Genomic DNA, 26,989 nt, shown 5'->3' with positions numbered 1-26,989 from the left:
GCAAGAGGACCAAGAGGAGAACAAGGCGAACAAGGCCCAGAAGGTCCAATAGGACCAGAAGGACCACAAGGAGCAACTGGAGCAACAGGCGCAAGAGGACCAAGAGGAGAACAAGGCGAACAAGGTCCAGAAGGCCCAATAGGACCAGAAGGACCACAAGGAGTAACTGGAGCAACAGGTGCAAGAGGACCACAAGGAGCAACTGGAGCAACAGGCGCAAGGGGACCAAGAGGAGAACAAGGAGAACAAGGTCCAGAAGGTCCAATAGGACCAGAGGGCCCAGAAGGTCCACAAGGTCCAACAGGCCCAGCATTTAATGAATATGCTTATTCAGAAAATAGAAGTATAAGCACAGATTTAATATCAAATTTAGAAAGAATACCATTAGGAAATTTTAGAAGGATTTCAGGAGGAATAAATTTAAATCGAAACAATTACTTCACATTTGATGATGATGGCACTTATCTTATTATTTGGACAATAAATGTAAATGATATTAGATGTCAATGTGATAGAGGAACAGTTATTTCATTAATTAAGGAAATTAATCAAAGTTCTCATATATTAGCATTGTCAGGTTCACCACAATTTGGAAATCAAGGAGCTGTAGTAACTGGATCTACAGTGATAGAAGCAAGAGTTAATGAAAAATTTGCATTTATAAATTATTCAGGTCATGAGATTACACTTAATCCAATAGATGGATACAATGAAACTATAGTATCATCTATAACTATAGTAAGAATAGCATAATAATTTAGTCTAGCATAATTTATATGCTAGACTTTCAAATTAATGTGATATATTTTACTTTAAGTTTTGATATAATAAATAATATTATATTATATTTAGAAAGAGGGAGTAAATTTGAAAATAACTAAGGATTTTTATGCTAGAGATGCAAGAGTTGTGGCGAAAGAACTTTTAGGTAAAATTTTAGTAAGAAAAATAAATAATATAGTTTTGAAAGGGAAAATTGTAGAAACAGAAGCATATATAGGAAAGATAGATAAAGCATCACATGCATATGGAAATAGGAGAACAGAAAGAACAGAACCTCTTTATGGAGAAGCAGGAATTGCATATGTATATTTTATATATGGACTTTATCATTGCTTTAATGTAATAACTAATAAAAAAGATGAAGCAGAAGGTGTTCTTATAAGAGCCATAGAACCATTAAATGAATTTGATTATTTGAGCCAGATAAGATTTCATAAAAAATATAATGAATTAACTAAGTTACAAATAAAATCTTTAACTGATGGACCATCTAAATTATGTATGGCAATGAATATAACTAAAATTAATAATTATGAAGATATGACAAAAAGCGAGGATCTATATATAGAATCAATTAATATTAATGAAAATTTTGAAATAGTAGAAAGTAAGAGAATAGGTATAGATTATGCAGAAGAGGCTAGAGATTTTTTATGGAGATATTATATAAAAGATAATAAATATGTGTCTAAGAAATAATTTAAAATCATTTAAAATTATTGGTTTTATCTAATATATGTGAAGAAAGTACTATAATTAAAATTGATTAACAATACATACTTAATGAGAACTAAGTTATAGGAATTCAAGTTTAAACTTTAAGGTATTCATGTTTAAGTTGAGAATTTTAATGCTAAGTTTTAATCTATATTTTAAAAAATTGACAATTTACAGTGGACAGTGAAGGTGAAAATTGGATTTCCAATTTTAAAGAATGATTTTTTATTAAATTTGCTAAGCAAATTAGTTGAAAACAATATAAAAACGTAGTTTTTATGTATTTCTATTTTAAATATTAGGAAATGAAATGAGTAATATTTACTATAACTGTAAATTGCCAACTGGTTCAAAATATAAATATAGCAATAAACTGTAAGAATAGTACTATCATTTGAGAAAGACATTACTTTAAATTTGAACTTGGAACCCTATAGTAACTTAGTTCTTTCTTTAGAAATTTGAACTTTAAAAAATAATAAAATTCATTAAGTATACATTATCTCAAAGAATGAAATCTTAGGTGTGAATGAAATAAAAAATGGGTATGTAAATACTTCTTTTTCAAAGTGAACTAAGTTTTATTTATAAATTAATTTTATAAATTGAGTAATATAAATTCAACTAGTAAATTAAAATATATAAAGAAGATAAATTTATTTAAGATATAATAAATTTATCTTAGCGCTAAAAAGGGAGAGAAAATTTTGAATAAGATTCCAATAATTACAGTAAAAAATAATTTGCTAGTTGAATTAAAAGAAATTAAAAGTTTTATTAGGAACATACGTAAAGGTATATTTTTAAAAAATAAGTTGAAAGTTATACAAGATAAATATTTAAAAAAAGGACTTATTGAGATGAAAAATGAAAATTTTCATATGGCTATAATATATTTAAATAAGTCTATAAAATATGGAAATTTAAAAGCACCTTACTATTTAGCATCTATTTATTTAGATGAAAGCTATGATTTTTTTGATTATGAAAAGGCTAAGAAATATTTATATATTTCTGCTAAAAATGGAGATGTAGTAGCACAAAATAATTTAGCAACTATATATTTGAATGTTTATAAGGATTATGAAAATGCCATAAAATGGTTTGGATTATCAGCAGAAAATGGGTATGTGGAAGCTCAAAGTAACTTAGGACAATTATACTATAAAGGAATAGGTGTAAATATGAATTACATTCAGGCAGAAAAGTGGCTTAAAAAAGCTGCGAATGCTGGAAATGGAATTGCTATAAGTATTTTGCCTAATTTGTACAATGAAAATGGAGAAGTTTTAAATATAAGGGAAGAGATGAAAAAAATATTTAATGGAATAATTAATGGTGATAATAAAAGTTTATATAAGATGGGTGAGTTTTATATAAAGGGGATAGGTGTAGAAACAAATTATAAAAAGGCAATAGAATATTTTTCAATGGCAGGCGAACTTGGAAATTTGGAAGCACAGGAATTATTAGGAGCTATTTATTGGAGTGGTATTGATGATATAGACAGAAATTATAAAAAATCTAAATATTGGTATGAAAAAGCTGCAATTTTAGGTAGTGCATCTGCTGAATTAAATTTAGGTGTTATATATAGTAAAGGATTAGGTGTAGAGAAAGATCCATATAAAGCATTTAATTTATATTTAAATTCTGCAAAAAAAGGAAAAGCAGAAGCAGAATATAATGTAGCATGTAATTATCAAGATGGAAAGGGTACAGAAAAAGATGAAAAAGAGGCTGTAAAATGGTTTCTAAAAGCTGCTAATGATGGTGATGTAGATGCAAGTTATGAGATAGCAATTTGCTATATGAATGGCATTGGCGTAGATATAAATATTAAAGAGGCAGAGAAGTACCTAAAAATAGCTATAAACAATGGGTCTAAACAAGCTGAAAATATGTTAAGAAACATTAATAAAAATCAATATGATGAAAAATTAAGTTTTAATAATGAAAAATTTAAAATGTATAGAAGTAGTATGGGGTATAGCATTAATATACCTGAAAGTTGGAATATGAACATAAAGCTAATTGGAAAAGAAAAAGAAATACTTATATATAAATACAATAAGGAATTGGAAATAAACGATGTAAAACTGATAATTTCACATATAGAAATGCCAAGTATTTATGATATAAATTTAAGAAAATATTTTAATGATTTGGGAGCACTAGATGGAAAAGAATGTATTGTAAATGGAAATGAAGGAATAAAATTTGAAATAGAAAATTTAAGTGGAACTATAAATATAATATATGTTATAAGAGGCCAAGAAAAAATATATTTTTTAAAGATCATAGTAGATAAGTATAAATATAATTTTTACAAGGATATATTAAAAAAAGTTATAAATAGCTTTACAGTAGAGGAAAATAAAAATTCTAATTATGACAGAGAATTTTTAGAGGAAATGAGGGAAAAAGCTATAAAAATATTTAAAGAAACGTATAATTGATTTTACTTTAGAAATTAATACAAAATGTATATGGAAATATTAAGTATAAAAAGACTTTTATACTTAATATTTTTAATTTTTTGGAAAATAATAAATAACCTATTTACAAAAAAGAAATAATTATATATACTAATGTATATACAGTAGTATATATAATTATTAGGGGGCTTATTATGAATATAAAAAAAATGGTGCAAGCATCGCTATTAATGGCTATAGCAATTATAATTCCAGTAGTTTTTGGAAATAGTTTAAGGGTATACATACCACCGTTTACGGCAACACTTGCATCTCATGTACCAATGTTTTTAGCAATGTATTTAGGGGTTAAAGCATCAGTTGTTGTAGGTGCTGGATCAGCTATAGGTTTTCTATTTGCATTTCCAGATCCAATAGTTGCAACAAGAGCATTTATGCATGTAGTTGTAGGTTCAATAGGAGCAAAGTGTGTAGAAAATGGATTTAGCTATAATAAAGTAGTTTTAATAACTGCTCCACTTCATGGAATATTAGAAGCACTTATAGTTATTCCGTTTGGATTTACTTTTAAAGATGCACTAATTGTAGTTGGCATAGGTACCATACTGCATCATGTGGCTGATGGTGTTATAACTTATCCTATATTAAAGGCATTAAAGCTAGATAAAAAATTTAAATCCAATAAGGCAAAAAAGTTGGTTGCATAAAATGAGCATGTTAAAGTCTATTTAAAGTTTAAGCTTTAAATTTTATCCCATAGATAAGACATTAATTTAGATGTCTAAAAAATACATGCTCAAATTAAGATAATTTCAATAAAGTATTCCCGATAAAAATTTTCAATAAGTATTATTTTGAGTATGTATTTGTATTAAGATTTTGCTTATACAAAAAATATTATTAAACTTTAAAACTATCCTTTTATGATTAGGGTAGTTTTTTTGTATAAAATTAATTAAAATAAGAATAATGAATTAGTAGATATAAATGATTTTTATGTAGAAATGGAGTGATTTTAAATGATTAAGTTAATATCATGGAATGTTAATGGAATTAGAGCATGTGTACAAAAAGGATTTTTAGACTTTTTTAATGATGTAGATGCAGATATATTTTGTATTCAAGAAAGTAAACTTCAAGAAGGGCAAATAGATTTGAAGTTAGATGGATATTATCAATATTGGAATTATGCAGAGAAAAAAGGGTATTCAGGTACAGCAATTTTTACGAAAATCAAGCCTATATCAGTAGTAAATGGATTAGGAATTGAAGAGCATGATAAAGAAGGAAGGATTATAACACTTGAATTTGATGAGTATTATGTTGTTACAGTTTACACTCCAAATTCCAAAAGTGAACTTGAAAGATTAGATTATAGAATGATATGGGAAAATGAGTTTAGAAAATATTTAAAAGAATTAGAAAAAAATAAACCAGTTATAGTATGTGGAGATTTAAATGTTGCACATAAAGAAATAGATCTTAAAAATCCTAAAAACAATAGAAAGAATGCAGGGTTTACAGATGAGGAAAGAGGAAAATTTACAGAACTTTTAGAAGCTGGCTTTATAGATACATATAGATATTTTTATCCAAATGAAAAAGGAATGTATTCATGGTGGTCTTATAGATTTAATGCAAGAAAAAATAATGCAGGATGGAGAATTGATTATTTTTGTGTATCAGAGTGTTTAAAAGATAGACTAAAAGCTGCAAATATACACACTGAAATATTAGGATCAGATCATTGTCCAGTAGAATTAATAATAGAATAAAATATTATAAAATAGTATAGTGATTATTATTTTGGAATAAACTTCAAATTAACAGCATAGTATCTATTAATAAAACGAAATTGTAAAAGATGGGGGAACTATAGATGAGTATTGATGCTGTTAATGAGAAGATTACACTTAAGGCAATGACAAATTGGGTTAAGGAAAGAAATGAAAAGTATTCATTTGTTGAGGACAGTATAGATTTTAGTGAAGATATTCCTTTAAGTAATGATGAGTATAATAAATTTATTAAATCGATAAATAGTTTAAGTGATGATGACATTTGTAATGTTAGTGATTTAATGAAAATTTATAATAAAATTCCTAATGAGCATGTTTTAATAGATGCATTAAGTCAATACGAAGCTTTATTTAAGGATAATGAAATTGTGAATATTATAGGGAAAGTTCCATTGCATAAATATTCTTATGAGCAACTGGTAAAAGCTAAAGAAAATATAGAAATATTAAAATCCAATATATCAAAATTTAAAAACAATGGATTTGAAAAAGTATTATATTGCGTTGATAATAATAAGTATTTTCATGATATAACAAAAAATGTATGCAGTAAATTAGAATTTATGGTAAAAGAAGCTTGGATATTAACTAATAATGTGTATTTTAAAAACATAGAAATACCTGATAATATAGATTTGCTAAAATTAAAATGTGATTTTGATATATTTTTAAAATCAAATTCTACTATAAAATTTAAAAAAATTATATTTAAGTTGAAAAATACATTTAAATATAGCGTTTTAAAAAAGTGTAAAGTAAATGGTATAAATTTATGTGAAGGAGCAGACATAAATAGTGTATATGATTATATAAATTTAAAGATTTTAGAAAATGAAATTTTATCTATTTGGAATAATTATGCTAACAAGTGTGATTTGAAAAAACTAAATAAAATAGATATAGAAAGTATAACTTTTATAGAAGGAGAATTAAAATATCTAAAAGAAATAATTAAATTTAATGAAAATTACAGAACATTTTTAATAAGTGATTTTAGAGAATATGTGTGTGAAGACTTACCATTAGATCAAATTTCAAAAATTAAAAGTTTATTATTATTAGATAAATTGGTAATGATACAGCTTCTAGAAAAGTATTTGTGTAAATTAAAAAGGTTATTTTTTAGTTGTAGATGTACTGAAAAATTATGTATTTATATGGACAACTATGAATATGATAAAATTAAAAATCATTACAATTATTTAAATGAGTTAAAAGATAAAAAAGATCAGGTAAAAACACATAATATTTTACAAAAAAAATTAAAAAAAACAATGCCTAAATTTTATGAAAATATAAAAAGAAATAAGACTAGATTTATTGGATTAGATTTTGAGGAATTATTTAAATATACAAAATTTAATGGTGTATTAAATGGTAAGATAAAAAGCAATAAATATAGTGATTTATTAAAAATAGAACAGTGTTGTTAAATTCAAAAATCATGATTTTTATATATGTAAAATCATGATTTTTTATTTTAGAAAATTTGATAAAGTATATTTAATATGTGTATAATTAAATTATATAAAATCTAATTAAGAGGTATTTTATGTTGAAAGTGAGAGTAGAAATATGTTTGATTTGGAAAATGAAATTTTAAAATTAAATGAAAAGCAGAGACAAGTTGTAAATGAAATAGATAAAAACATATTGCTTCTTGCAGCAGCAGGCACGGGAAAAACAAATTCGTTAGCATTAAGAATTGCAAATATTATTGAAAAGAAAAAATCAAATCCAAAAGAAATATTATGCTTAACATTTACTAATAGAGCTTGTAAGGAAATGAAGGAAAGAATTATATCTGTAGTTGGAAAAGATGGATTAAGTATTTGCATAAATACTTTTCATAGCTTTTGCTTTAGCATAATAAAAGAGGAATCAAAGAAAAATACAGATGTATCTTTTGATTTTATAATTTATGATGAAGAAGACTGTAAAGAAATAATTAAAGAATTTAATGTTCAAAAGTTTAACTTAAATTCTCTTCAAAATTTTATTGATTTCATGAAAAATGAAAAATTGAAATTTAGAAATAAAGATTATATAGATATATTAAAATATAATTTAGAATATAAATGTGATGAATTAAAAAAAATATGCATAGATGAAAATAAAAGATTTAATAATGAATTGTTTAAATTTATAGCAAACTATGGTCATAAGTTGGTGGGAATTTACGATAGAACTTTACATGAGAGGCATGGTTTAGACTTTAATGATTTATTACTCAAAGTTTATGAATTATTTGAAGATGAAAATATTGCAAGTAAATGGAGAAAAAAATTTAAATATATACATATAGATGAGGTTCAAGATACTAGCATATTTGAATATAGTATTATTTCTAAGTTATTTTATGAAAATAATATTATGATTTGTGGAGATTATTTCCAAACTATATATGAATGGAGAGGATCTAACCCTAAAAATGTATTAAATAAATTTGAAAATCAATATACTCCAATAACAATAATTTTTGATAAAAATTATCGTTCTACGAAGACATTATTAAATGCATCTTATGATTATTTAAAAAATGCTTTTGAAAGTGAAATAAATGATATATATGAATTTGATTTCAAAGCAAATTCAGATTGTTATGGAGAAAATATAGAGTTTAAAACAGCATATGATATAGAAGAAGAAGCTACATGGATTTTTAATAGAATAAATGATTTAAAAATTAAAGATGTATCAAAAGTAGCTATATTGACTAGAAATAACAAAATAAATATAGCATTAAGTAATGCATTAATTAATGTGAATAGATTAAAAAAAGATGAAGAAAAATTATATTTCTTATTAGTTGATGAGTTTAAATTTTTTAGAAGACAGGAGATAAAAGATATTATAGCTTATTTGAAGCTAATTACTAATAAATATGATAATAATAGTCTTAAAAGAATTTTAAAGAAGTTTTCTAAAGGGATTGGAGAAAAAACTATAGAGAAGATTGAGAATAATGATTTTAGAGAATTGGGAATAAAATTATATGATTTTATGGACTATAGTACACAAACTTATGGAGATCCATATCAGTTATTATTAAGAGAAATAGAGAAGGACAATGTGGTAGTTTTTGATGTGGAAAGCACAGGTATAAATACTGTAGAAGATGAAATTGTTCAAATAGCAGCAATAAAAATAAATAAGTTTGGTAGTGTTATTGAAAAGTTTGAAAAATTTCTAATTCCTACAAAATCTGTTGGAAATTCAGAACTTGTTCATGGATTTAGTAATGAATTCTTAGAGAAAAACGGAGAAGACAGTAAAAGTGTGTTAAAAGATTTCCTGAATTTTATTAAAAATACTTTAGTAGTTGGTCACAATGTAAGCTATGACTTAAGCATATTAAATAGTGAGCTTCAAAGAAAAAAATTACCAAGGGCTGAGATAATAGATTATTATGATACATTAGACTTAGCACGTAAATTCTATCCAAATTTAAAGAATCATAAACTAGAAACTCTTAGTAACTTATTTAATACAGAAGTAAAATCAAGTCACAATGCTATGGATGATATTTTGTCAACTAAAGATATACTTATAAAGTTTGTGGAAGAAAATATAAAGCCTATGACTTTAGAAAGATTATCTATATATAATAAATATTCTGGTAAATTTTACGAAGTATTTGAATATATAAGTGACTTAAGAAATAAAAGTGAGAATTTAAGACCGCAAGATTTAATATCATATATAGTTAAAACCTGTGGAATATTAGATTTTTATAATGAAGAACAAATTAGAATAAGTAATCTAAGGGAATTTTACATGATGGCAAAAAATATGGATGATGAAGATTTAAATTGTATAGATTCACTTATAGAAATTTTAAAGGTTTCAGCATTATCTAATAGTGAAATGGATAGAATGCTTAAAAAATATCCAAGAATACCTATAATAACAGTGCATCAAGCTAAAGGAGCAGAATTTGATTATGTATTTTTAGCTGGTATGCAGGATTATACATTTCCAAGCTATCAGTCTATAAGAAGTGATGATTTAGAAGAAGAAAAAAGAGTATTTTATGTAGCTATAACGAGAGCTAAAAAACAATTATTTTTAAGTTATTGTAAAAAATCTGAAAGAGGCACAAAAGAAAAAAGTAGATTAATAGATTTTATACCTAAAAAGTATATAGATGAAGTTTAAAATATTATTTTATGGCTAACCTTCTTAAATATTGTACTTAAAAGGTTAGCTTTTTAATATGTTTAATTTACTAAATTTATATGAAAATTTAATAAAAGATTTGTGTTATAATAAAAAGATATGAGATATTAAGCATACGAAAGAGAATGATAAGACAATTTATTGAAAAATTTTACTGTATATATTACTTTTACTTTCATTAAATAATTGGATTATTAAGTTGGTTTTAAAGAAATGTATTACACAAAATTAGAAATTAGATTTACTTATTATTTTTAAGAACATGCTGTAATTATAATATAATTTGTTAATCATAAGGAGCAATTATGTTGAAAAGAGAAATTTTATTACAAAGATTTAATGAAGATATTAGTGGGAAAAATCATGTCAGTGGAAAAAGAATATTGGAAAATGACCTTGTATCTTCAATTAACATAAATAATGAGGATGGTTTAATCGTAATAGATGGTAAGGTGATTTCAGAATCTCTTTTTAATGAGTATAGTACTAATATAGAGATAGATACTGAAAGTAAAATGGTATTATCAACTTATTGTACTTGTAGAGATTATGAAAAAAAGGAGTTTTCAAAGAAAAATTATTGTTGTAAACATTTGATGGCTACATTTTATAAAGCTTTAGATGACCTTTCAAAGAATACTTCTTTAGTAGGGGATACTAGAGAAAACGAACCAATATTTAAAAAAGAAAATAATATTTTAAATGTATTACTTGAAAATAATACAAAAGAAGAAATTAAAATGGATGTTTATCTTAATAAAATAGAGTGGAAGGATACTATATCAGCAGAGTTTAAAATAGGGCTAAAATCAGTAAGTAGCAATAGTCTTTATGTTTTAAAAGATATAGAACAGTTTTTAACAGCTTATTATAATAATATTCCTATAAATTATGGGAAAAATTTTACTTTGAATTTTCAGAAACAATGTTTTTCAGCAAAAGATAAAAGGATTGTTGAATTTATAGAAATACTAAAAAACATGGATGAGCCCATGAAAGCTTTTAGTAAAAGAAGAGATAAGTATATAGATGGTAAATATATTAATATTCCAAGCTATTTAATTAGGGATTTTTTAGAAAGAGTTAAGGGACATAGAGTATTTTTAAATGAAGGATTTTTTTATAGACCAACAGAATCAGAAATTTTATCTATAGAACCACCATTAGATTTTGAATTGAAAAGTTTAAATAAAGAATATATATTAACTTTAAAAGATGGAACACCAAAAACACTGAGTAGCAATAATGATGTATTTTTGTTTGGAACTTCTATATACTTACCACAGCATGAATTTTGCTATAAAATAGGACCATATATCCAGGTGTTTAACGAATCAAAAAGTGTATCTATGCCTAAAAGTGAAGAAGATACAATATTACGAAGGTTAATACCAGATTTACAACTTCTTTCAAGAGATATTAAATTAAGTAAAAATATAAAAAATAAAATCGTTATGGAGGATGCAAAATTTAAATTTTATTTCGATAGAGAAAATGAAGAAGTAATTTTAAATTTGAAAGTGAAGTATGGTGATTATGAATTTAGCATCTTTAATGATTGTGATGAAAAAGTTATATATAGAGATAAGAAGGCTGAACAAAATGTAAAATCTGTACTTAGAAGTTTAGGTTTTGAAGCAATAAATGAAAAATTTTACCTTCTATATGGAGATGAATTTAAATTTGATTTTTTTAAGAATAAAATACATATATTACAAGAAATTGGTGAGGTATATTATTCAGAAAAATTTAAAGGTATAAAACATCTTGGGAGCAATGCAATAAAAGGTGATATAAAAAGCGGAAAGTATAATTATTTTGAAATGAGCTTTAAGATAGGTGATTTAGATTCACAAGAAACAGCTGAGATTTTAAGGGCTTTTAGAAATAACACAAAATATTATAAACTTAGAAGTGGGGAATATATTGACTTAGAAGAAGTGGAGCTTAAAACATTTTTAAATCTTTTAAATGCAATTTCTCCAGATGATATTAATGATAATTACATAGAAGTTTCTAAGAATAAGGGGATTTTTCTTGATAATTATATGAAAGAAAATAATATAAGATATATCAAGGGAAAATCACAATTAAAAGAAATAAGAGATAAATTTAAAAATATAGAAAAACTATCATTTAAAGAACCAGAAAATATAAATGCAAGTCTTAGATCATATCAAAAAGTTGGATATAATTGGTTTAAAACACTAGAATATTTAAATTGTGGTGGAATTTTAGCTGATGAGATGGGACTTGGGAAAACGCTTCAAACAATAAGTTATATAGCATCTAATCAAGGAGATATTTCATTAGTAGTTGTACCTACATCTTTAATTTATAATTGGAAATGTGAGTTTGAAAAGTTTGCACCAAATTTAAAAATTGGTATAGCTAATGGAGTAAGAGATGAAAGAGAAAAGTTGCTTAATAATATTAAAAGTTATGATGTAATAATTACTACATATAATTTATTGAAAATAGATTTAGAGATGTATAAAAATACAGAATTTAAATGTTGTATATTAGATGAAGCACAATATATAAAAAATTCTCACTGTAAAAATGCATTGGCCGTAAAAGAGATAAAATCTAAAACTAAGTTTGCATTAACAGGTACACCTATAGAAAATTCACTTATGGAACTTTGGTCTATATTTGATTTTATAATGCCATCTTATTTATATGATGAGAAAAGATTTTCTGTAAGATATCATAAGAAGTTAAATGAAAGTCCTGAGGTATTAGATGAATTAAATAAACTTATAAAACCATTTATATTAAGAAGATATAAAAAAGATGTAGCACATGAATTACCAAATAAAATAGAGAAAAATTTAATAGTTTCTTTAGGAGAGGAACAAGAAAAAGTATATGCTAGTTATGCAAAATATGCAGTGGAATTAATTGAGAAAAAAGTTAAAGATGATGAGTTTAAAAATAGTAAAATAGAGATACTTTCATACATTACTAAATTACGTCAATTATGCTTAGATCCATCAATTGTAATGGATAATTATATAGGAGAGAGTGGAAAAATAGAAGCATTAATAGAGATATTAGGTGAAGCTATAGAAAATAATCATAAAATTTTAGTCTTTTCTCAGTTTACATCTGTGCTTAAAAATATTAGTAAGAGACTAAAAAAAGAAAAAATTACATTTAGTTATTTAGATGGATCCATAAGTTCAGAAAAAAGAATGAATATGGTTAAAGAGTTTAATGAAGGAGCGAATAGTGTATTTTTAATTAGTTTAAAAGCTGGTGGAACAGGACTAAACTTAACTTCAGCTGATATAGTAATTCACTTTGATCCATGGTGGAATCCAGCAGTAGAAGATCAAGCTACAGATAGAGCTCATAGAATAGGTCAGAAAAATGTAGTAGAAGTTATAAAAATGATAGCTAAAGGAACTATAGAAGAAAAGATAGTAAATCTTCAAGATGAAAAAAGGCTTTTAATATCAAAATTAATTGGTCAGGAACTTTCAAATGGAGAAAATCTAATATCTCTTAGTGAGGATGAATTATTAGATTTATTTAAAATAAAATAGAATATCAAAATATGTAAATCAATATACAAATTTCAACTATATTGATAAAAAATAAGACAAGATGTTAGTTTTCAAGTGATAAAAAAACAACATCTTGTTTTTTTGTGTTTGAAAAACAAGAAAAAAGTATTAAGACATATAACCAAAAATATTCTTTAGCACATAATAGTAGATTAAATTAAATATAGCAAATAAATCACATAAATTGCTAAAAAATGTACATATAATTGGATAAAATAGTACAAATTGCTATTTAAAGTATTTATAATAATATATGAAAGATGAAATTTCTTTAAATGAAAATTTCACAATAAAAAATTATGTTATTACTGAATTATTTTAAGGTGGTAAATGATATGTATGGAGTAAACATAGATAATATAAAGTCAAATTTTTCAAAATATACAGAAGTTAGGATTGAAAAGAATTCTCAATATAAGATATCAATAGTAAATGGTATAGTCATGATAAATTATAAAAATATTAATTCAGGTGTTAATGCAAGAGTTTACGATAGTGGTGTATGGGGATTTGCTGCAAATTGGGATGTAAGTGAAGAAAGTATACAAAATGTAATAAGAAAAGCTGAAAGTAATGCATTATTCTTAAAGTTAAAAACACCTAGAAAAGTTGAAAAATTTGACCCAAAACCATATTGTAATGATAATTTTAAGTGTCAAAGTAGTTTAAAAGTGTCTCAAAATGTAGTAAATAAAAAACAATGCACGGATTTTGGAAAAAATATTTGTGCATATATAAAAAGTAAATATAGAGATATAGGAAATGTAATTATAGATATGTTATATGAAAATACTGAAAAGGAAATAATATGTTCTGATAATACTTATTGGTATGGTATTCTGCCAAGAACTACTATGAATATTTCATTAATTACTGAAAAAGATGGTAAACCTATAGAGATTAGTAAAAAGTTTGGCGGGCTTGGTAATATACAAGATAATTTTAATGAATTTGATAAACTATATAAAGATATTGATGTTTTATGTAAGTATCTTATTGATAAAAAGAATGGTGTATATGCAAAATCAGGTGAAAAGCAATGTGTATTATCTTCATATGTATCTGGACTTATGGCACATGAAGCAATTGGACATATGTTAGAAGCAGATACTATTATGAATGGTCCTTTTAAATTTGATTCAATAGGTAAAAAAATAGCAAACTCAAAGTTAACTTTAGTTGATTTTGCTCATACTGCTTTTGGTAAAAATTGTCCAATACCAATTTATGTTGATGATGAAGGTACTAAATGTGAAGATGTTATTGCAATTGAAAATGGAATATTGAAAGAGTTTATGTGTAATAAAGAAATGGCAAATGTTTTAGGAATAAAACCTAAAGGAAATGCAAGATTAGAAAGTTTCTCTAATGATCCGGTAATTTCTATGAGAAACACGTGTATAATGCCAAGTGATGATAAAGTTGGAGATATGATAGCATCTATAGAAGATGGTTACTATCTAATAATTCCAACATCAGCACAAGTTGATATAAATAGTCAATTCATAACAGGAATTAAATGTGGATATGAAATAAAGAATGGGAAAATAGGAAGTGCAATTTTAAATACATCAATATCTGGAGATGTAAAAACTTTTTTAAATAGTATATCCATGATAGGAGATGATTTTAAATGGTTAAATGGTGGAATATGTACTAAAAAAATTCAGATGAGAGTTGGAATGGGGTCTCCATCTATAAAATGTACTGTAAATATAGGGGGGGTGTAATATATGATTGATTACAATTTGGGGGAAGAATGTATTAGATATATAATGAAAAGAGGGGTTGATAAATGTAAGTACATTTTTCGTGAAGATCAAACTACTAAATTAAAATTTACAGATGAGATAAAGATGCTACAAACTAATATAGATAAGAAAATAAAATTGACAGTTATAAAAAATTACAAAAAGTCATCTATTATAATAAATAAAACTGATAGAAATTCAATAAAGAAGAGTATAGATGCCCTTATAGATTGCTGTAATATATCAGAGGAAGATGAAAATAATGATATTTCAGAGTATCAATTTGTTGAAAACTTCTATTCGGGTGAAGAAGAATTTGATATAAATGATATGTATAAAAAAGTGGAAAGATTATTATATGATATAAAAACATTTTTTCCAAAGATTATAATTAGTAGTGGTCATATAGACTTTAATGTAACAACAATGAGATTTATAAATTCTAATGGTGTTGATTTTAATACAATTAAACGAATATATGAATTAAAAATAAATTATTTTGCCAAGGGATGTAATACTTCATCTTCATTAAGTGAAATACACTTTAAATTTAGTAAATTACCAGTATCATTATTTGAATATGGAAATATAAAACAAAAATTGAAAGCTAGTGTAGATCAGTTAGAATATAAAGTTATAGAAGGCAAATTCAATGGAGATTTAATAATATCTCCACAATGCTTACTTGAATTTGTAAAAATATATAACTATATTTTTCTAAGAGAACATTCATTAATTTGTGGGAAAAGTATTTTACAAGGAAAATTAAATGAAAAGATTGCAAGTGAAAAGTTAAGTATTAGTTGCAGTCCTGTAGATTCCAGAATCTGTGATAAATGCTTTATAACTGATGATGGAATAAAAACTAAAAATTTAATGTATATAGATAAAGGTATATTAAAATCATATTTGTTAAATATATATGGTGGTAAAAAAACAGGATATGGATTTACACCATCAACAGAAATAATAATAGTAGAAAATGGCGAAAGTGATTTAGATGATATGATTAAAAGTACTCATAGAGGAATAATTTTAAATAACTTTTCTTCAATAGAGCCAGAAATTAATGGTGATTTTTCAGGAATAGCAAAAAATAGTTACTATGTAGAAAATGGAGAAGTAAAGTATCCTATAATTGGTGCAAAAATAATTGGAAATTTATACAAGATGTTTAACAGTATAGAAAGTATATCAAAAAATGTTTTGAATATGGGATTTGCTATAATGCCATATGTTAAAGTTAATAATGTGAGTATTTGTGGAGACTTAAAGTAATGAAAATTAAAATAAAATTGTACTAGTTCAATTTTAATTTAAAAGAAATTGAACTAGTATAATTTTTAAAGCATGGGTGCAATATAAGTTTTATTACTTTTCTTATTTATAATTTTTTCTAGACATTCACCTAATATAGACATACCTTTTTTTATATCCTCAATATTTGTTCCAGCATAACTTATTCGTATGCTATTATCAAGTTTATTACCATTGTTTATATAAAAAACACTACATGGAACTAATAAAACATCTTTTTTAGCACATTCTAAATAAAGCTTAGATGCACTAACGTTGCTTGGAAGTGTAATCCAAAAATTAAGTCCACCTTTTGGCTCATTAAATTCAATGTCATATTTTTTTAGTTTGTTCAGTTCTTCAATCATGCAATTATATTTGTTTTTATAAATTTGTCTCATATATTCTAGATTATGTTGCCAATGGCCATTTTCAAAATAAATATTAAGAGCTCTTTGAATTAATCCAGATGAAGAAATATCAGTTGTATGTTTTGCTTCTGTAAGTTTAGTTAACATACTTTCTGGAGAAATTATAAAACCTATTCTAAGACCTGGCATTAATAGTTTTGAAAAACTTTTTACATAAATAACTTTATCTTGTGTATCCAATGATTTTAAAGTTAGATTTTTAGATGTCATACTAAAAGAAAGACCAGATAAGGAATCATCTTCAACTATAAAAAAGTTATACTTATTTGCAAGTTCCAGTAATTTAAGTATTTTTTCTTTAGAATAGCATGTAGTAGTTGGATTTTGATAACTAGTCATAACATACAATAATTTAGGATTATATGTTCTAATTTGCTTTTCTAAAATTTCAAGATTTATACCATCAGTATCAATAGGAACGCCTATTACATTAGCACCACGAGAATTAAAAACAGAAACAGCACCAGTATAAGTTGGGTTTTCTGTTATGACATAATCACCAGAATTCAATAAGGCTTTTCCAATAATATCTATACCTTGCTGTGCACCAGAAACTATTTGTATTGTTTCTGAATCCACTTTAATATTATTTTCTCTTAATAGATAATATGACAAAGACTCACGTAGCGGTTCATAGCCATTACTTTCTTGATAACCAAAAGCATAGCCCTTATCACGATCTAAAACCTCATTTAAGGCATTTTTAAAAGTTTCTATAGGAAATATGCTTGGATCTGGTGTAGCACTAGCAAAGTTTATTGTATTCTCAGAAATTTCAATTTGACCACTAATCATAAGTTTGATATTTTCATATTCGTAGTCGTAATCATCATTATGAATAGGAGCTGAGTAATCAATTTTTTTATTAGAAGCTATAGAATCTACTAATTCAAATTGTTTTACATAATAGCCACTACCTTTTATGCCTGATATATATCCAATTAATTCTAATTGTTTGTATGCATTTACCACTGTAACATTATTAACATCTAATTCTTTTGCAAGCTTTCTTATAGGTGGAAGCTTTTCTTCTGATTTTAATTTGTCGGATTTTATCATATCTTCAAATGTATTTGCTATTTGAAGATATAATGGGACATTAGATGTCTTATCTAATTGTATCGAAACAGTATCCATTTTAAACATTCCTTTCAAAATTGTATTGACACATTCAAAATTGTATGCAATAATTTAATTGTATTAACGGTACAAAATGTAATTTTAAATAATAAAAAGAAAAAAAACACAATAATTGTATCGTTGCAATTATTATATAATAATATTTATTTTTTGTAAAGGAGAGAGTAGTTATGAGAGAAAATTATGAATTAAACAAAAACCTTGCTGAGATGTTAAAAGGTGGAGTAATAATGGATGTTGTAAATGCTGAACAAGCTAAAATAGCAGAAGCAGCAGGAGCAGTTGCAGTAATGGCACTTGAAAGAGTTCCATCAGATATAAGAAAACAAGGTGGAGTTGCAAGAATGTCTGATCCAAAAATGATAAAGGAAATTCAAGAGGCAGTTTCAATTCCAGTAATGGCAAAAGTTAGAATAGGTCATTTTGTAGAAGCACAAATATTAGAAGCTATCAAAGTTGATTACATAGATGAAAGTGAAGTTTTAACACCAGCAGATGAAGCTTTCCACATTGATAAAGGTGCTTTTAATGTTCCATTTGTTTGTGGTGCAAGAAATCTTGGTGAAGCTTTAAGAAGAATAGGAGAAGGAGCTTCAATGATAAGAACAAAAGGAGAAGCAGGAACAGGAAATGTAGTAGAAGCAGTAAGACATATGAGACAAATGAATGATGATATAAGACAAGTAAAAAATGCTGGAAGAGAGCAACTTATGACAATAGCTAAAGAAATGGGAGCTCCATTTAATTTAATAGAATATGTTTATGAAAATGGTAAATTACCAGTTGTAAACTTTGCAGCAGGTGGAATAGCAACACCAGCAGATGCAGCACTTATGATGCAACTTGGTTGTGATGGGGTATTTGTTGGTTCAGGAATATTTAAATCTGCTAATCCAGAAAAGAGAGCTAAAGCAATAGTAAAAGCAGCTACTTATTTTGATAAGCCAGAAATACTTGCAGAAATATCAGAAGATTTAGGCTTAGCTATGGATAGTTTAGATATTCGTGAAATTCCAGAAAACAACTTATATGCAAGTAGAGGATGGTAAAATGACAACAATAGGAGTTCTAGGAATTCAAGGTGCAGTTAGAGAACATATAAATAGCCTTGAGAAAATAGATGAAGTTAAAGCTATAAAGGTTAGAACTTTAGAAGAGTTAAATTCTATAGATGGACTTATAATTCCAGGTGGAGAAAGCACTGCAATAGGAAAACTTTTAAATGATTTCAACCTTATGAACCCATTAAAAGAAAGAATTGAAAATGGTATGCCAGTATGGGGAACATGTGCTGGTATGATACTTTTAGCAAAAGAAATAGACAATGATTCAAGACGTCATATTTCAGCAATGGATATAGAAGTTATGAGAAATGGTTATGGTAGTCAACTAGATAGTTTTTCTACAGAGATAAAAATAGATGAGGTATCTAAAAATCCAGTTAAACTTGTATTTATTCGTGCACCATATGTTAAGAAGGTGTGGGGAGACACTAAAGTTCTTGCTAAAATAGATGATAAAATTGTAGCATGTAGAGAAAAAAATATGTTAGCTACAGCTTTTCATCCAGAACTAACTAAAGATACAAGTTTCCATGAGTATTTTGTAAATATGGTTAAAGAAAAATAAAATAAGAAAAGTCATGAAATAGAAAAATTATTTCATGGCTTTTTTGTTTTAATATTAATATATTAAGTGTAATATAAAGTTAAGCATAATATAAAATTAAATTAATATTGAAAGGAATTTTCTATCGTATGAATAAAGATGAGTATATTGAATATCTAACAAAATATTTTCCAGTTTGGGAAAATTTATTACAAAGTGAAAAGGAATTTTTATTAAATAATATAAAGTTAGTTAAATATAATAAAGGTGAAAATATACATAACGGCAAAAATGATTGTATTGGTGTTTTAATTTTAAAAAAAGGGATGTTAAGAACATACATTCTTTCAGAAGAAGGTAAAGAAGTAACTTTATATAGACTTTATAAGGGAGATGTTTGTATTCTTTCTGCATCATGTATTTTAAAAAATATTACTTTTGATGTGCATATTGATTCAGAAGAAGATAGTGAAGTTTTAATGATAAATGCTAATGCATTTTCAAAAATTGTTAGTAATAATATATATGTAGAAAACTTTTCATATAAGAGTGCTGTAGACAAATTTTCAGATGTTATGTGGGCTATGGAACAGATTTTATTTATGAGTTTTGATAAACGACTTGCCAGCTTTCTTATTAGTGAAATGGATAAAAATAAAAAAGAAATTATAAAACTTACACATGAGCAAATATCAAAATATATAGGTAGTGCAAGAGAAGTTGTAACTAGAATGCTTAAATACTTTGCAAGTGAAAATATTGTAGAATTATCAAGAGGAGAAATTAAAGTCATAGATACAGAAAAACTCAAGAAAATAATAGAAAAGTAAGAAAATATATATGCTAGTTAAAAATAAATAACCATTAATATAGGGAAACAAGCTCGAATTCAAAACTATTTTTTAAGCTGTAAATATATTACTTTCAAAAGAAATACTTACTATAAAATGATTCAGAGCTAGTCTCACTATTAAGGGTATCCAAGTTTTGGAGTTAATAATTATGAAGATGAACTTGGAACCCTATATAGGGAAGCAAGTTGAAAAATGCAACTATTCTTATTTCAGTTGAGAATTCTAATTAATTTAATTGAAAATTGAAAATGAATGTAAATTGTCCATTAAAAAATATAGATTAAAATTCAAAAAAATTGTATAGGTTTAAAATATTAAATTGGAACCCTACAAATATAATTATATTTGTATTGAATTTAAATATGTAAAATGATACCATTTATCTAGAAGGTTATATTTTAATGTTCTGTGATAACCTTTACAAAATCAAGAAAATTCAAACAATAATTACATTAGAATAGTTTTTAAAGGGGGGATATTGTGACAATAAGTGATATAGAAAATAATGTAGATTTAAAGGTTGGAGTAGTTATAAATAGACTTATAAATAATATAGTAAAGTCTTATAAAAATATACTATGTGATAATCTTGTAGGTATGTATCTTCATGGCTCATTAGCAATGAATTGTTTTAATCCTAATGTAAGTGATATTGATTTTTTAGTAATTGTAAAAGATAGAATTGAAAACGATAAGATGAAAAGTCTTATAAAAGTATTATTAGATTTATCAAATGTTGCGCCTAAAAAGGGATTTGAAATGAGTGTGATTTTAGAAAATGATGTAAAAGACTTTAAATATCCTACACCTTTTTTATTGCACTACTCTAATTATTATAAAGAAAGATACTTGAAAGATTCTAATTATATTTGTAGAGATGGTGAAGATATAGATTTAGCAGCACATATGAATGTAATAAAAGAACGTGGAATCTTGTTATATGGAGAAAGTATAGAAGATATGTTTTATAATATTCCAAAAGAGTATTATATTAAATCTATTAAAGCAGATATTTTAAATTCTGATAAGGAGATAGAAAATAATCCTGTATATTATATATTAAATTTATGCAGAGTTTTATATTTTTTAACTGAAAATAAGGTATCATCTAAAATTGAAGGCGGAGAATGGGCATATTTAAATATAGAAGAGGAATACAAAGAAATTGTTGGAGAAGCTTTATATTCATATAGAAATTTAGGACATTTTGATGATTATGAAGGGGGAGAATTAAGAAAATTTGCAAAATATATGTTGGAAAAAATAAAAAATTTGTAATGATAATTTCCTTAAATGTAAATATATATATATTCATGCCGAATAATAATATATAAGTATAAAAGGAGATGAGATTTATGAGCTTTGGTATAGATAATCTTTTAAGAATAGGTTCAAGCATTTCAAGAGAAACATATAAAAAGCAAAATAATGATTTAATGGGATATGGAAGTATTAATAAGTTGCTAGATAACAGAACTGTATATAAAAGTGAAAGTGATAAGAATAAAGCATTAAGAAACAAATATATGGAATGTGAACGAAAAATAAAGAATAGAAGCATTATGAAAAATATGGGTGTAAATAATAACTTCTCGCCTAAAAATCAAAGTATAGATAAATTGAAGGAAAATATAGAAGAAAGAAATTTAGAAGAGATTTCATTTAAAAATAATGTATTAGATGTAAAAAATCATGGTAAATACAAGGTCAAGACTTTAATGCATGGATATACCAAAATAAATATTACAAATAAAGAGAATGTTTTAAATGTGGATAAGAAAGATTCTTGTAGATACGAAGATGTTTTAAAGACTAGTAGATTAATAAAATGTCTAACATCAGGTAAGAGTAGCACAGAAATAGTTAATGATATAAGAAGTAATTTTAAAGACTTCAAAGAAGCTGGAATAAGACTTCAAAATATGGGCTGTCAATGTGGAAAATATTTTCAAGTTAGAGGCTGTGAAGATAAATTATTTTTAGATACAGATGGTATGATATATACCAATGATGAATTAGATAAAATAAAAAAAGCATACACAAATAAAAATTTATTTAAAAGCGGATACAATGATAAATCTGAATTTATAATCGATAATGTAAAATATAAATTAGATAAAAATGGTTACTTAAATATTCCAGATGAAGTTATATGTACACCTTCAAGAATAACGATAAAAAAGTAATAAAAGGTTCTAAATTTATACAAAATACGACTTATGTCATTAAATTGATATGTAAGTGACATATAAATGACATAAAGTCGACATTTATTTGACATAAAACTTTATTATTATATAAATATAAAGTTAATGCCAATAACTATGAAAGTAAATAATATGATTTTTAAATTAAGTCCCCCTTAGTTTAATAAATCCAAAATCCTAAATATATTAACTTTAAGATCACACACCTCAAAAGATAGCTTATGCTATCTTTTTTTATGAATTTTAAAATTTTATTTACAGGCATTACTATAAAGTTCATCTAGATCATTTTTTTTCATAAGATAATTCACAAGATAACCCATAAGTACTACTCCAGGTATATCAATTAAAAGTCTAATTACAGTAAATTTATAACCAAGAGAAGAAATTTCAAATAATAGGGTAGATATTTTAGTTACACACCATGCATTCATAAAAATAATTATGTTACTAAATTTTGCACCCTTTTTAAGTAAAACAGTAGTAAAAGGAAATGCTGCATACATAGGTCCAGCAGCTAGAGAGCCTATTAACATAGCAAAAAACACACCTAATAAACCTGAGTTATTACCCATATATTTTATTAATACTTCACGAGGTAACCATACATCCATAAGACCTAGAAGTACCATTATAGGTGGTAGGACACCTAGCATTTGAATAAAACTAGAGTTAGCGCTAGATAGTGCTTTAAATCCAATGTTAGGAGCTATAAAAAATATAATAATTAATAAAAAAAGAGAAAAAACAAAAAATGAATACCTTTTAATTAGCTTTTTTAATATTTTCATACAATCATCATAACCTTTCCTAAAATAAAAGCTACTATAAAAGAAAAAAGAAAAGCTATAAAATTTCTAAGAAATGCAGCTTTTTTTCCAATATATTTTGATTCTAATGAGAATGTCATAATTCCAACTAAAGTAAGTGTTGATACTAATGCAGCAACTTGAGAGTAACCAGCACCATTTTCTAAAAGGATATTTCCTGTTGAAAATGCTACAAAAGTAGGCATCATAGTTATAGAACCAATAATCGAAGATATAAAAACACCTAAAAAACCAGAATTGTTGCCAATGAGTTTAGATATTGTAGATGGGTTTAAAAATGAAAGAATTATGCCTATAGTGATAATAATTCCTAAAAATTGAGGCATGATATTTTCAAAAGATTTTAAGGCTGTTTTAATAGCTATTTTTGTTTTTGATTTATCTTTTAAAAATGATATAAAAAGTAATATAAATGAAATAAAATATAATATAAATCCAGTCATACCATCACCTAACTTTCAATTGATGTAAATATGTTTTGAAAATATATATTATGTAAAATATTACATAATATTAAAATATGCAATAAATTTAATATATGTGTATTATAAATCTTATTTTAATTTATAGATAAAATAGCAAAATATAGATTTATAATATAAGTTGTGAAAAAAATAAGAAAAAATGTGATATAATAAAATTATTAATTATTTTCATAAATCAATAATTTTATATTATAAAGAAAATTGTTTATATATTTTGATTTTATCAATAATCAAAATATTGTGGTAAAATAGGCGAGGTATTAGGGAGTATTATTGAGCTGAGGGGGAATAAAAATGAAAATTAGAATTAAAAGAATATTTAAATTCACTACAAAAAAAGCAAAAATGATATTGTCTTATAAATATGGTAATGATTTTAGTTTAGATTTTATTAAAATTGCAAATAAGCATTTTGAAAATATAATAAAGGATATTCCTAACATAGGAGATAGTGCATTTAAAATTAGTTATTATATGTGTCCATGCTATATAGCTTGGTATAAAACATTACTGGATATGAATATAAGTGAAAAAGATGCAAACTTATTAATATGGGATATAAATGAAACACTACTAAAATCTTATCCACAAATAATAGTAAAGTTTATAGCAAAAAAAGTTTTTATAGGAAAATTTAGAAAAGCTGCATTAGATGCAGAGAGAAAAGCAATAAAAGAGGAACTTCACGAAATGGATTGGAAAATAAGAGGTGTAAAATTAGAAAAAAATATAATTTCTTTTGAGATATATGAATGTGCAATAGTTAAAATGTGTAAAAACTTTAATGTAGAAGGATTATTACCTTACCTTTGTAGAATGGATTATTTATTTGCTCATTATATTGGTATAGGTTTTAATAGAACAAAAACATTAGGAGATGGAGATGACTATTGTAATTGTAAGTACATATTTTCAGAAAGTTGTGAATGGGCGCCTGAAAAAGGATTTGAATATAGAAAATAATATAGATTTATAATTTAAAAATTAAATAGATAAAGTGTTACTTAGATTTAAGTAGCACTTTATCTATTATTATTTAAAAATTGTTACAGCATTACTTGATTGATAAGGATCAAATTGATACTCGCCTTGAGAAAGTCCAACATAAGCTCTGATATCATGTTTACCCTTTGAAGTTATAGGAAGTGAAAATTCTACAATATCTGTTGGTCTTATAAGCTTTATAGAATACACTAATACACCATTATCATATACTTTGAAAAAAGTATTATAATCTTTAATTGGTAAGATAGCTTTGAAGTTAGTATCTTGATTTGGTGAATTTGAATAAGTTAATGCAATATTTTCATTCCTTTGTGGATTAAAGTATCCAAGTTTTAAAGAGTTACTTTTTACGGAATAATCAAATTTATCATAAGGTTTAGAGAAATCTCCTAAATATGCTGTGACAGAGACTCCACCATAATAAGGTAATTGTACATCAACACTTAATTCTTTAGTTGGAAATACAATATCTTTTTGATATATAGTTTGACTGTCACCACGAATAAGAAGAGTAGTATTAGATATTTCTTTATCAAATTTTATATTTATAGTTGTTTTTCCAGTAGTTTGATCAACAGAAGTAGAAGAAATTTTAAAGGATTCATCATTATTGTAAATTGAATTAATTTTGTATGTGTCATTATTGTCCATTGTTATAGCACTAGCTGATATAAAACAAGAAGATGTCAAAATTGCTCCTATTAGAAGAGTTAAAAAAATTTTTTTCATAATTATACCCACTTTCTATCTTATTTTTAGTTGAAAATTGTTACAGTGTTGCTTGACATAAAAGGTTCATATTTATAAACACCAACAGTATTTGCACCTAAATAAGCTTTAATATCATGTCGTCCAAATCCTTTTAAAGGTGCTGTAAAATTAATTTTATCAGTTGGATTAGTTAATTTAGCTTTATACATTAAAACGCCATTGTCATAAACATAAAGCCAAGGATTTTGATCTTTATAAGGCAAGATTACATTAAAGTTAGTGTCAATATTATTTAATGAAACATAACTTAATTGAATTTGTTCCTTTACCTTTGGATCAAAATAGCCTAAGTTTATAGAATTACTTCTAACATATGGATCAAATAATTCTGAATCATTGGCTAGAAATGCTGTTAGTTCATGACTTAAGTAATATGTTAAAGTAACATTTACATTTACATCTTTACATGGATTAGTAATTTTTTTTTCACATAATATTTTTCCATTATCTAAGATTACTAATTTGGTATTTGAGTAGAATTTATCAAATAATACATTGATAACACTAGAACCATTAGAGTCTACTCCATTAGATGAAATTTTTAATTTTTCAGATACATTTTCACTAGAATGTATTTTAGTTTTATTAGTTTGTACTAAATTCTTTGCAGAAACAGGAACAACTGTTGAAGAAACTAAAATTGTTCCTATAAGAAAGGTTAATAAAAATTTTTTCATGTAAAATCACTCCCAATTAAAATTATACCAATATTATACAAATATATTATAAAATTGTTAAATTGATAAAAATAAGTTAACAGACTAATAAATAGGAAAAAAATTCAAGTAAACGTATTCAATTAATATAATCATACTTTTAATAGAATATTCAAATTATATACAAATTTGAATATAGATTTGTTTCATCATTGAGGGGTTCCAAGTTAAAACTTTAAGTTATTCATGTTTCACTTGAGAATTCTAATTAATTTAATTAAAAATTGAAAGTTGAAAGTGAATGTAAAAATTGGATTTCCAAATTTAAAGAATGATTTTTTATTAAATTTGCAGAGCAAATTAGTTCAAAACAATATAAAAACGCAGTTTTTAAATATTTCTATTTTTAAATATTAGGAATGAAATGAGTAATATTAACCATAACTGTCAATTTTCAATTTTCAATT

20 protein-coding genes and 1 pseudogene are annotated in these 26,989 nt (G+C 25.1%); 16 read left to right on the top strand and 5 right to left on the bottom strand.

Annotated features, from left to right (window positions below; translation table 11 throughout):
* The 10 genes and pseudogenes from BN346_RS22245 to BN346_RS11170 form a co-directional block, all read left to right on the top strand.
* Positions 1-753: pseudogene (locus BN346_RS22245) on the top strand (hypothetical protein); the annotation flags it as partial.
* Positions 754-867: 114 nt separating this feature from the next.
* Entirely contained in the window at positions 868-1,482 is a 615-nt protein-coding gene (locus BN346_RS11210) for a DNA-3-methyladenine glycosylase (RefSeq protein WP_040328658.1), read from the top strand.
* Between the two features lie 725 nt (positions 1,483-2,207).
* The gene (locus BN346_RS11205) at positions 2,208-3,959 is read left to right on the top strand and encodes a tetratricopeptide repeat protein (RefSeq protein ID WP_040328656.1); all 1,752 of its coding nucleotides are present in this window, start codon (positions 2,208-2,210) and stop codon (positions 3,957-3,959) included.
* Positions 3,960-4,129: 170 nt separating this feature from the next.
* On the top strand, positions 4,130-4,645 hold the full coding sequence (locus BN346_RS11200) for a hypothetical protein (protein WP_051540327.1): 516 nt from the start codon (positions 4,130-4,132) through the stop codon (positions 4,643-4,645).
* 312 nt (positions 4,646-4,957) lie between these two features.
* Entirely contained in the window at positions 4,958-5,713 is a 756-nt protein-coding gene (locus tag BN346_RS11195) for an exodeoxyribonuclease III (protein WP_341350021.1), read from the top strand.
* 104 nt (positions 5,714-5,817) lie between these two features.
* Positions 5,818-7,170, top strand: a complete 1,353-nt coding sequence (locus BN346_RS11190; protein WP_040328654.1) for a hypothetical protein — start codon at positions 5,818-5,820, stop codon at positions 7,168-7,170.
* A gap of 142 nt (positions 7,171-7,312) precedes the next feature.
* Positions 7,313-9,895: a 3'-5' exonuclease gene (locus tag BN346_RS11185; RefSeq protein ID WP_040328652.1), complete on the top strand. Its 2,583-nt coding sequence runs from the start codon at positions 7,313-7,315 to the stop codon at positions 9,893-9,895.
* A gap of 326 nt (positions 9,896-10,221) precedes the next feature.
* Positions 10,222-13,467 carry a DEAD/DEAH box helicase gene (locus BN346_RS11180; protein WP_040328651.1) on the top strand — a complete coding sequence of 1,082 codons (3,246 nt, stop codon included), beginning with the start codon at positions 10,222-10,224 and terminating at the stop codon, positions 13,465-13,467.
* A gap of 356 nt (positions 13,468-13,823) precedes the next feature.
* Positions 13,824-15,218, top strand: coding sequence for a TldD/PmbA family protein (locus tag BN346_RS11175; RefSeq protein WP_051540325.1), 1,395 nt, complete (start codon positions 13,824-13,826; stop codon positions 15,216-15,218).
* A 3-nt stretch (positions 15,219-15,221) separates the two neighbouring features.
* Positions 15,222-16,517: a TldD/PmbA family protein gene (locus tag BN346_RS11170; protein WP_040328650.1), complete on the top strand. Its 1,296-nt coding sequence runs from the start codon at positions 15,222-15,224 to the stop codon at positions 16,515-16,517.
* Positions 16,518-16,582: 65 nt separating this feature from the next.
* On the opposite strand, the gene pdxR is transcribed toward BN346_RS11170, so the two are convergent.
* Positions 16,583-18,103, bottom strand: coding sequence for a MocR-like pyridoxine biosynthesis transcription factor PdxR (gene pdxR / locus BN346_RS11165; RefSeq protein WP_040328649.1), 1,521 nt, complete (start codon positions 18,101-18,103; stop codon positions 16,583-16,585).
* A 173-nt stretch (positions 18,104-18,276) separates the two neighbouring features.
* Between pdxR and pdxS the strand changes: the two genes are divergently transcribed.
* The 5 genes from pdxS to BN346_RS20590 all read left to right on the top strand — a co-directional run bounded on the left by pdxS (position 18,277) and on the right by BN346_RS20590 (position 22,754).
* A complete protein-coding gene (gene pdxS, locus BN346_RS11160; RefSeq protein ID WP_040328647.1) occupies positions 18,277-19,155 on the top strand; it encodes a pyridoxal 5'-phosphate synthase lyase subunit PdxS in 879 nt (292 codons plus the stop codon).
* A gap of 1 nt (position 19,156) precedes the next feature.
* A complete protein-coding gene (pdxT, locus tag BN346_RS11155; RefSeq protein ID WP_040328646.1) occupies positions 19,157-19,735 on the top strand; it encodes a pyridoxal 5'-phosphate synthase glutaminase subunit PdxT in 579 nt (192 codons plus the stop codon).
* A gap of 128 nt (positions 19,736-19,863) precedes the next feature.
* The gene (locus tag BN346_RS11150) at positions 19,864-20,544 is read left to right on the top strand and encodes a Crp/Fnr family transcriptional regulator (RefSeq protein ID WP_040328644.1); all 681 of its coding nucleotides are present in this window, start codon (positions 19,864-19,866) and stop codon (positions 20,542-20,544) included.
* 504 nt (positions 20,545-21,048) lie between these two features.
* Positions 21,049-21,846 (top strand): aminoglycoside adenylyltransferase domain-containing protein, encoded by a 798-nt coding sequence (locus BN346_RS11145; RefSeq protein ID WP_051540323.1) that lies wholly within the window; start codon positions 21,049-21,051, stop codon positions 21,844-21,846.
* Between the two features lie 77 nt (positions 21,847-21,923).
* Entirely contained in the window at positions 21,924-22,754 is an 831-nt protein-coding gene (locus tag BN346_RS20590) for a hypothetical protein (RefSeq protein ID WP_051540321.1), read from the top strand.
* A 272-nt stretch (positions 22,755-23,026) separates the two neighbouring features.
* Here BN346_RS20590 and BN346_RS11135 read toward each other — a convergent pair whose 3' ends face one another.
* Together BN346_RS11135 and BN346_RS11130 are read right to left on the bottom strand one after the other, a co-directional pair.
* Positions 23,027-23,566 (bottom strand): permease, encoded by a 540-nt coding sequence (locus BN346_RS11135; protein WP_040328643.1) that lies wholly within the window; start codon positions 23,564-23,566, stop codon positions 23,027-23,029.
* Positions 23,563-24,048, bottom strand: coding sequence for a hypothetical protein (locus BN346_RS11130; protein WP_040328642.1), 486 nt, complete (start codon positions 24,046-24,048; stop codon positions 23,563-23,565). The genes BN346_RS11135 and BN346_RS11130 overlap by 4 nt, the downstream gene beginning before the upstream one ends.
* Positions 24,049-24,384: 336 nt before the next feature.
* Here BN346_RS11130 and BN346_RS11125 point away from each other — a divergent pair, with 336 nt between their 5' ends.
* Complete coding sequence (locus BN346_RS11125) at positions 24,385-25,053, top strand: L-2-amino-thiazoline-4-carboxylic acid hydrolase (RefSeq protein WP_040328641.1); 669 nt, start codon at positions 24,385-24,387, stop codon at positions 25,051-25,053.
* Positions 25,054-25,122: 69 nt separating this feature from the next.
* Here the strand turns inward: BN346_RS11125 and BN346_RS11120 are convergent, their stop codons facing one another.
* Complete coding sequence (locus tag BN346_RS11120; RefSeq protein ID WP_040328638.1) at positions 25,123-25,824, bottom strand: hypothetical protein; 702 nt, start codon at positions 25,822-25,824, stop codon at positions 25,123-25,125.
* 26 nt (positions 25,825-25,850) lie between these two features.
* Entirely contained in the window at positions 25,851-26,543 is a 693-nt protein-coding gene (locus BN346_RS11115) for a hypothetical protein (RefSeq protein ID WP_040328636.1), read from the bottom strand.
* Between the last annotated feature and the right edge of the window lie 446 nt (positions 26,544-26,989).

The sequence above is a fragment of the Clostridium ihumii AP5 genome, assembly GCF_000612845.1.
Lineage (GTDB): Bacteria > Bacillota > Clostridia > Clostridiales > Clostridiaceae > Clostridium_J > Clostridium_J ihumii.
The sequence above is the reverse complement of the archived record's forward strand: the minus strand, read 5'-3'. Positions and strand labels throughout refer to the sequence as shown.

What these genes read in the sequence shown, in the direction of transcription:
- BN346_RS11175 (WP_051540325.1), top strand. Translation starts at nt 13,824, where the DNA reads ATGTATGGAGTAAACATAGATAATATAAAGTCAAATTTTTCAAAATAT.
- BN346_RS11190 (WP_040328654.1), top strand. Translation starts at nt 5,818, where the DNA reads ATGAGTATTGATGCTGTTAATGAGAAGATTACACTTAAGGCAATGACA.
- BN346_RS11180 (WP_040328651.1), top strand. Translation starts at nt 10,222, where the DNA reads ATGTTGAAAAGAGAAATTTTATTACAAAGATTTAATGAAGATATTAGT.
- BN346_RS20590 (WP_051540321.1), top strand. Translation starts at nt 21,924, where the DNA reads ATGAGCTTTGGTATAGATAATCTTTTAAGAATAGGTTCAAGCATTTCA.
- BN346_RS11125 (WP_040328641.1), top strand. Translation starts at nt 24,385, where the DNA reads ATGAAAATTAGAATTAAAAGAATATTTAAATTCACTACAAAAAAAGCA.
- BN346_RS11185 (WP_040328652.1), top strand. Translation starts at nt 7,313, where the DNA reads ATGTTTGATTTGGAAAATGAAATTTTAAAATTAAATGAAAAGCAGAGA.
- BN346_RS11170 (WP_040328650.1), top strand. Translation starts at nt 15,222, where the DNA reads ATGATTGATTACAATTTGGGGGAAGAATGTATTAGATATATAATGAAA.
- BN346_RS11150 (WP_040328644.1), top strand. Translation starts at nt 19,864, where the DNA reads ATGAATAAAGATGAGTATATTGAATATCTAACAAAATATTTTCCAGTT.
- BN346_RS11120 (WP_040328638.1), bottom strand. Translation starts at nt 25,824, where the DNA reads ATGAAAAAAATTTTTTTAACTCTTCTAATAGGAGCAATTTTGACATCT.
- pdxT (WP_040328646.1), top strand. Translation starts at nt 19,157, where the DNA reads ATGACAACAATAGGAGTTCTAGGAATTCAAGGTGCAGTTAGAGAACAT.
- BN346_RS11130 (WP_040328642.1), bottom strand. Translation starts at nt 24,048, where the DNA reads ATGACTGGATTTATATTATATTTTATTTCATTTATATTACTTTTTATA.
- BN346_RS11115 (WP_040328636.1), bottom strand. Translation starts at nt 26,543, where the DNA reads ATGAAAAAATTTTTATTAACCTTTCTTATAGGAACAATTTTAGTTTCT.
- pdxR (WP_040328649.1), bottom strand. Translation starts at nt 18,103, where the DNA reads ATGGATACTGTTTCGATACAATTAGATAAGACATCTAATGTCCCATTA.
- BN346_RS11195 (WP_341350021.1), top strand. Translation starts at nt 4,958, where the DNA reads ATGATTAAGTTAATATCATGGAATGTTAATGGAATTAGAGCATGTGTA.
- BN346_RS11135 (WP_040328643.1), bottom strand. Translation starts at nt 23,566, where the DNA reads ATGAAAATATTAAAAAAGCTAATTAAAAGGTATTCATTTTTTGTTTTT.
- pdxS (WP_040328647.1), top strand. Translation starts at nt 18,277, where the DNA reads ATGAGAGAAAATTATGAATTAAACAAAAACCTTGCTGAGATGTTAAAA.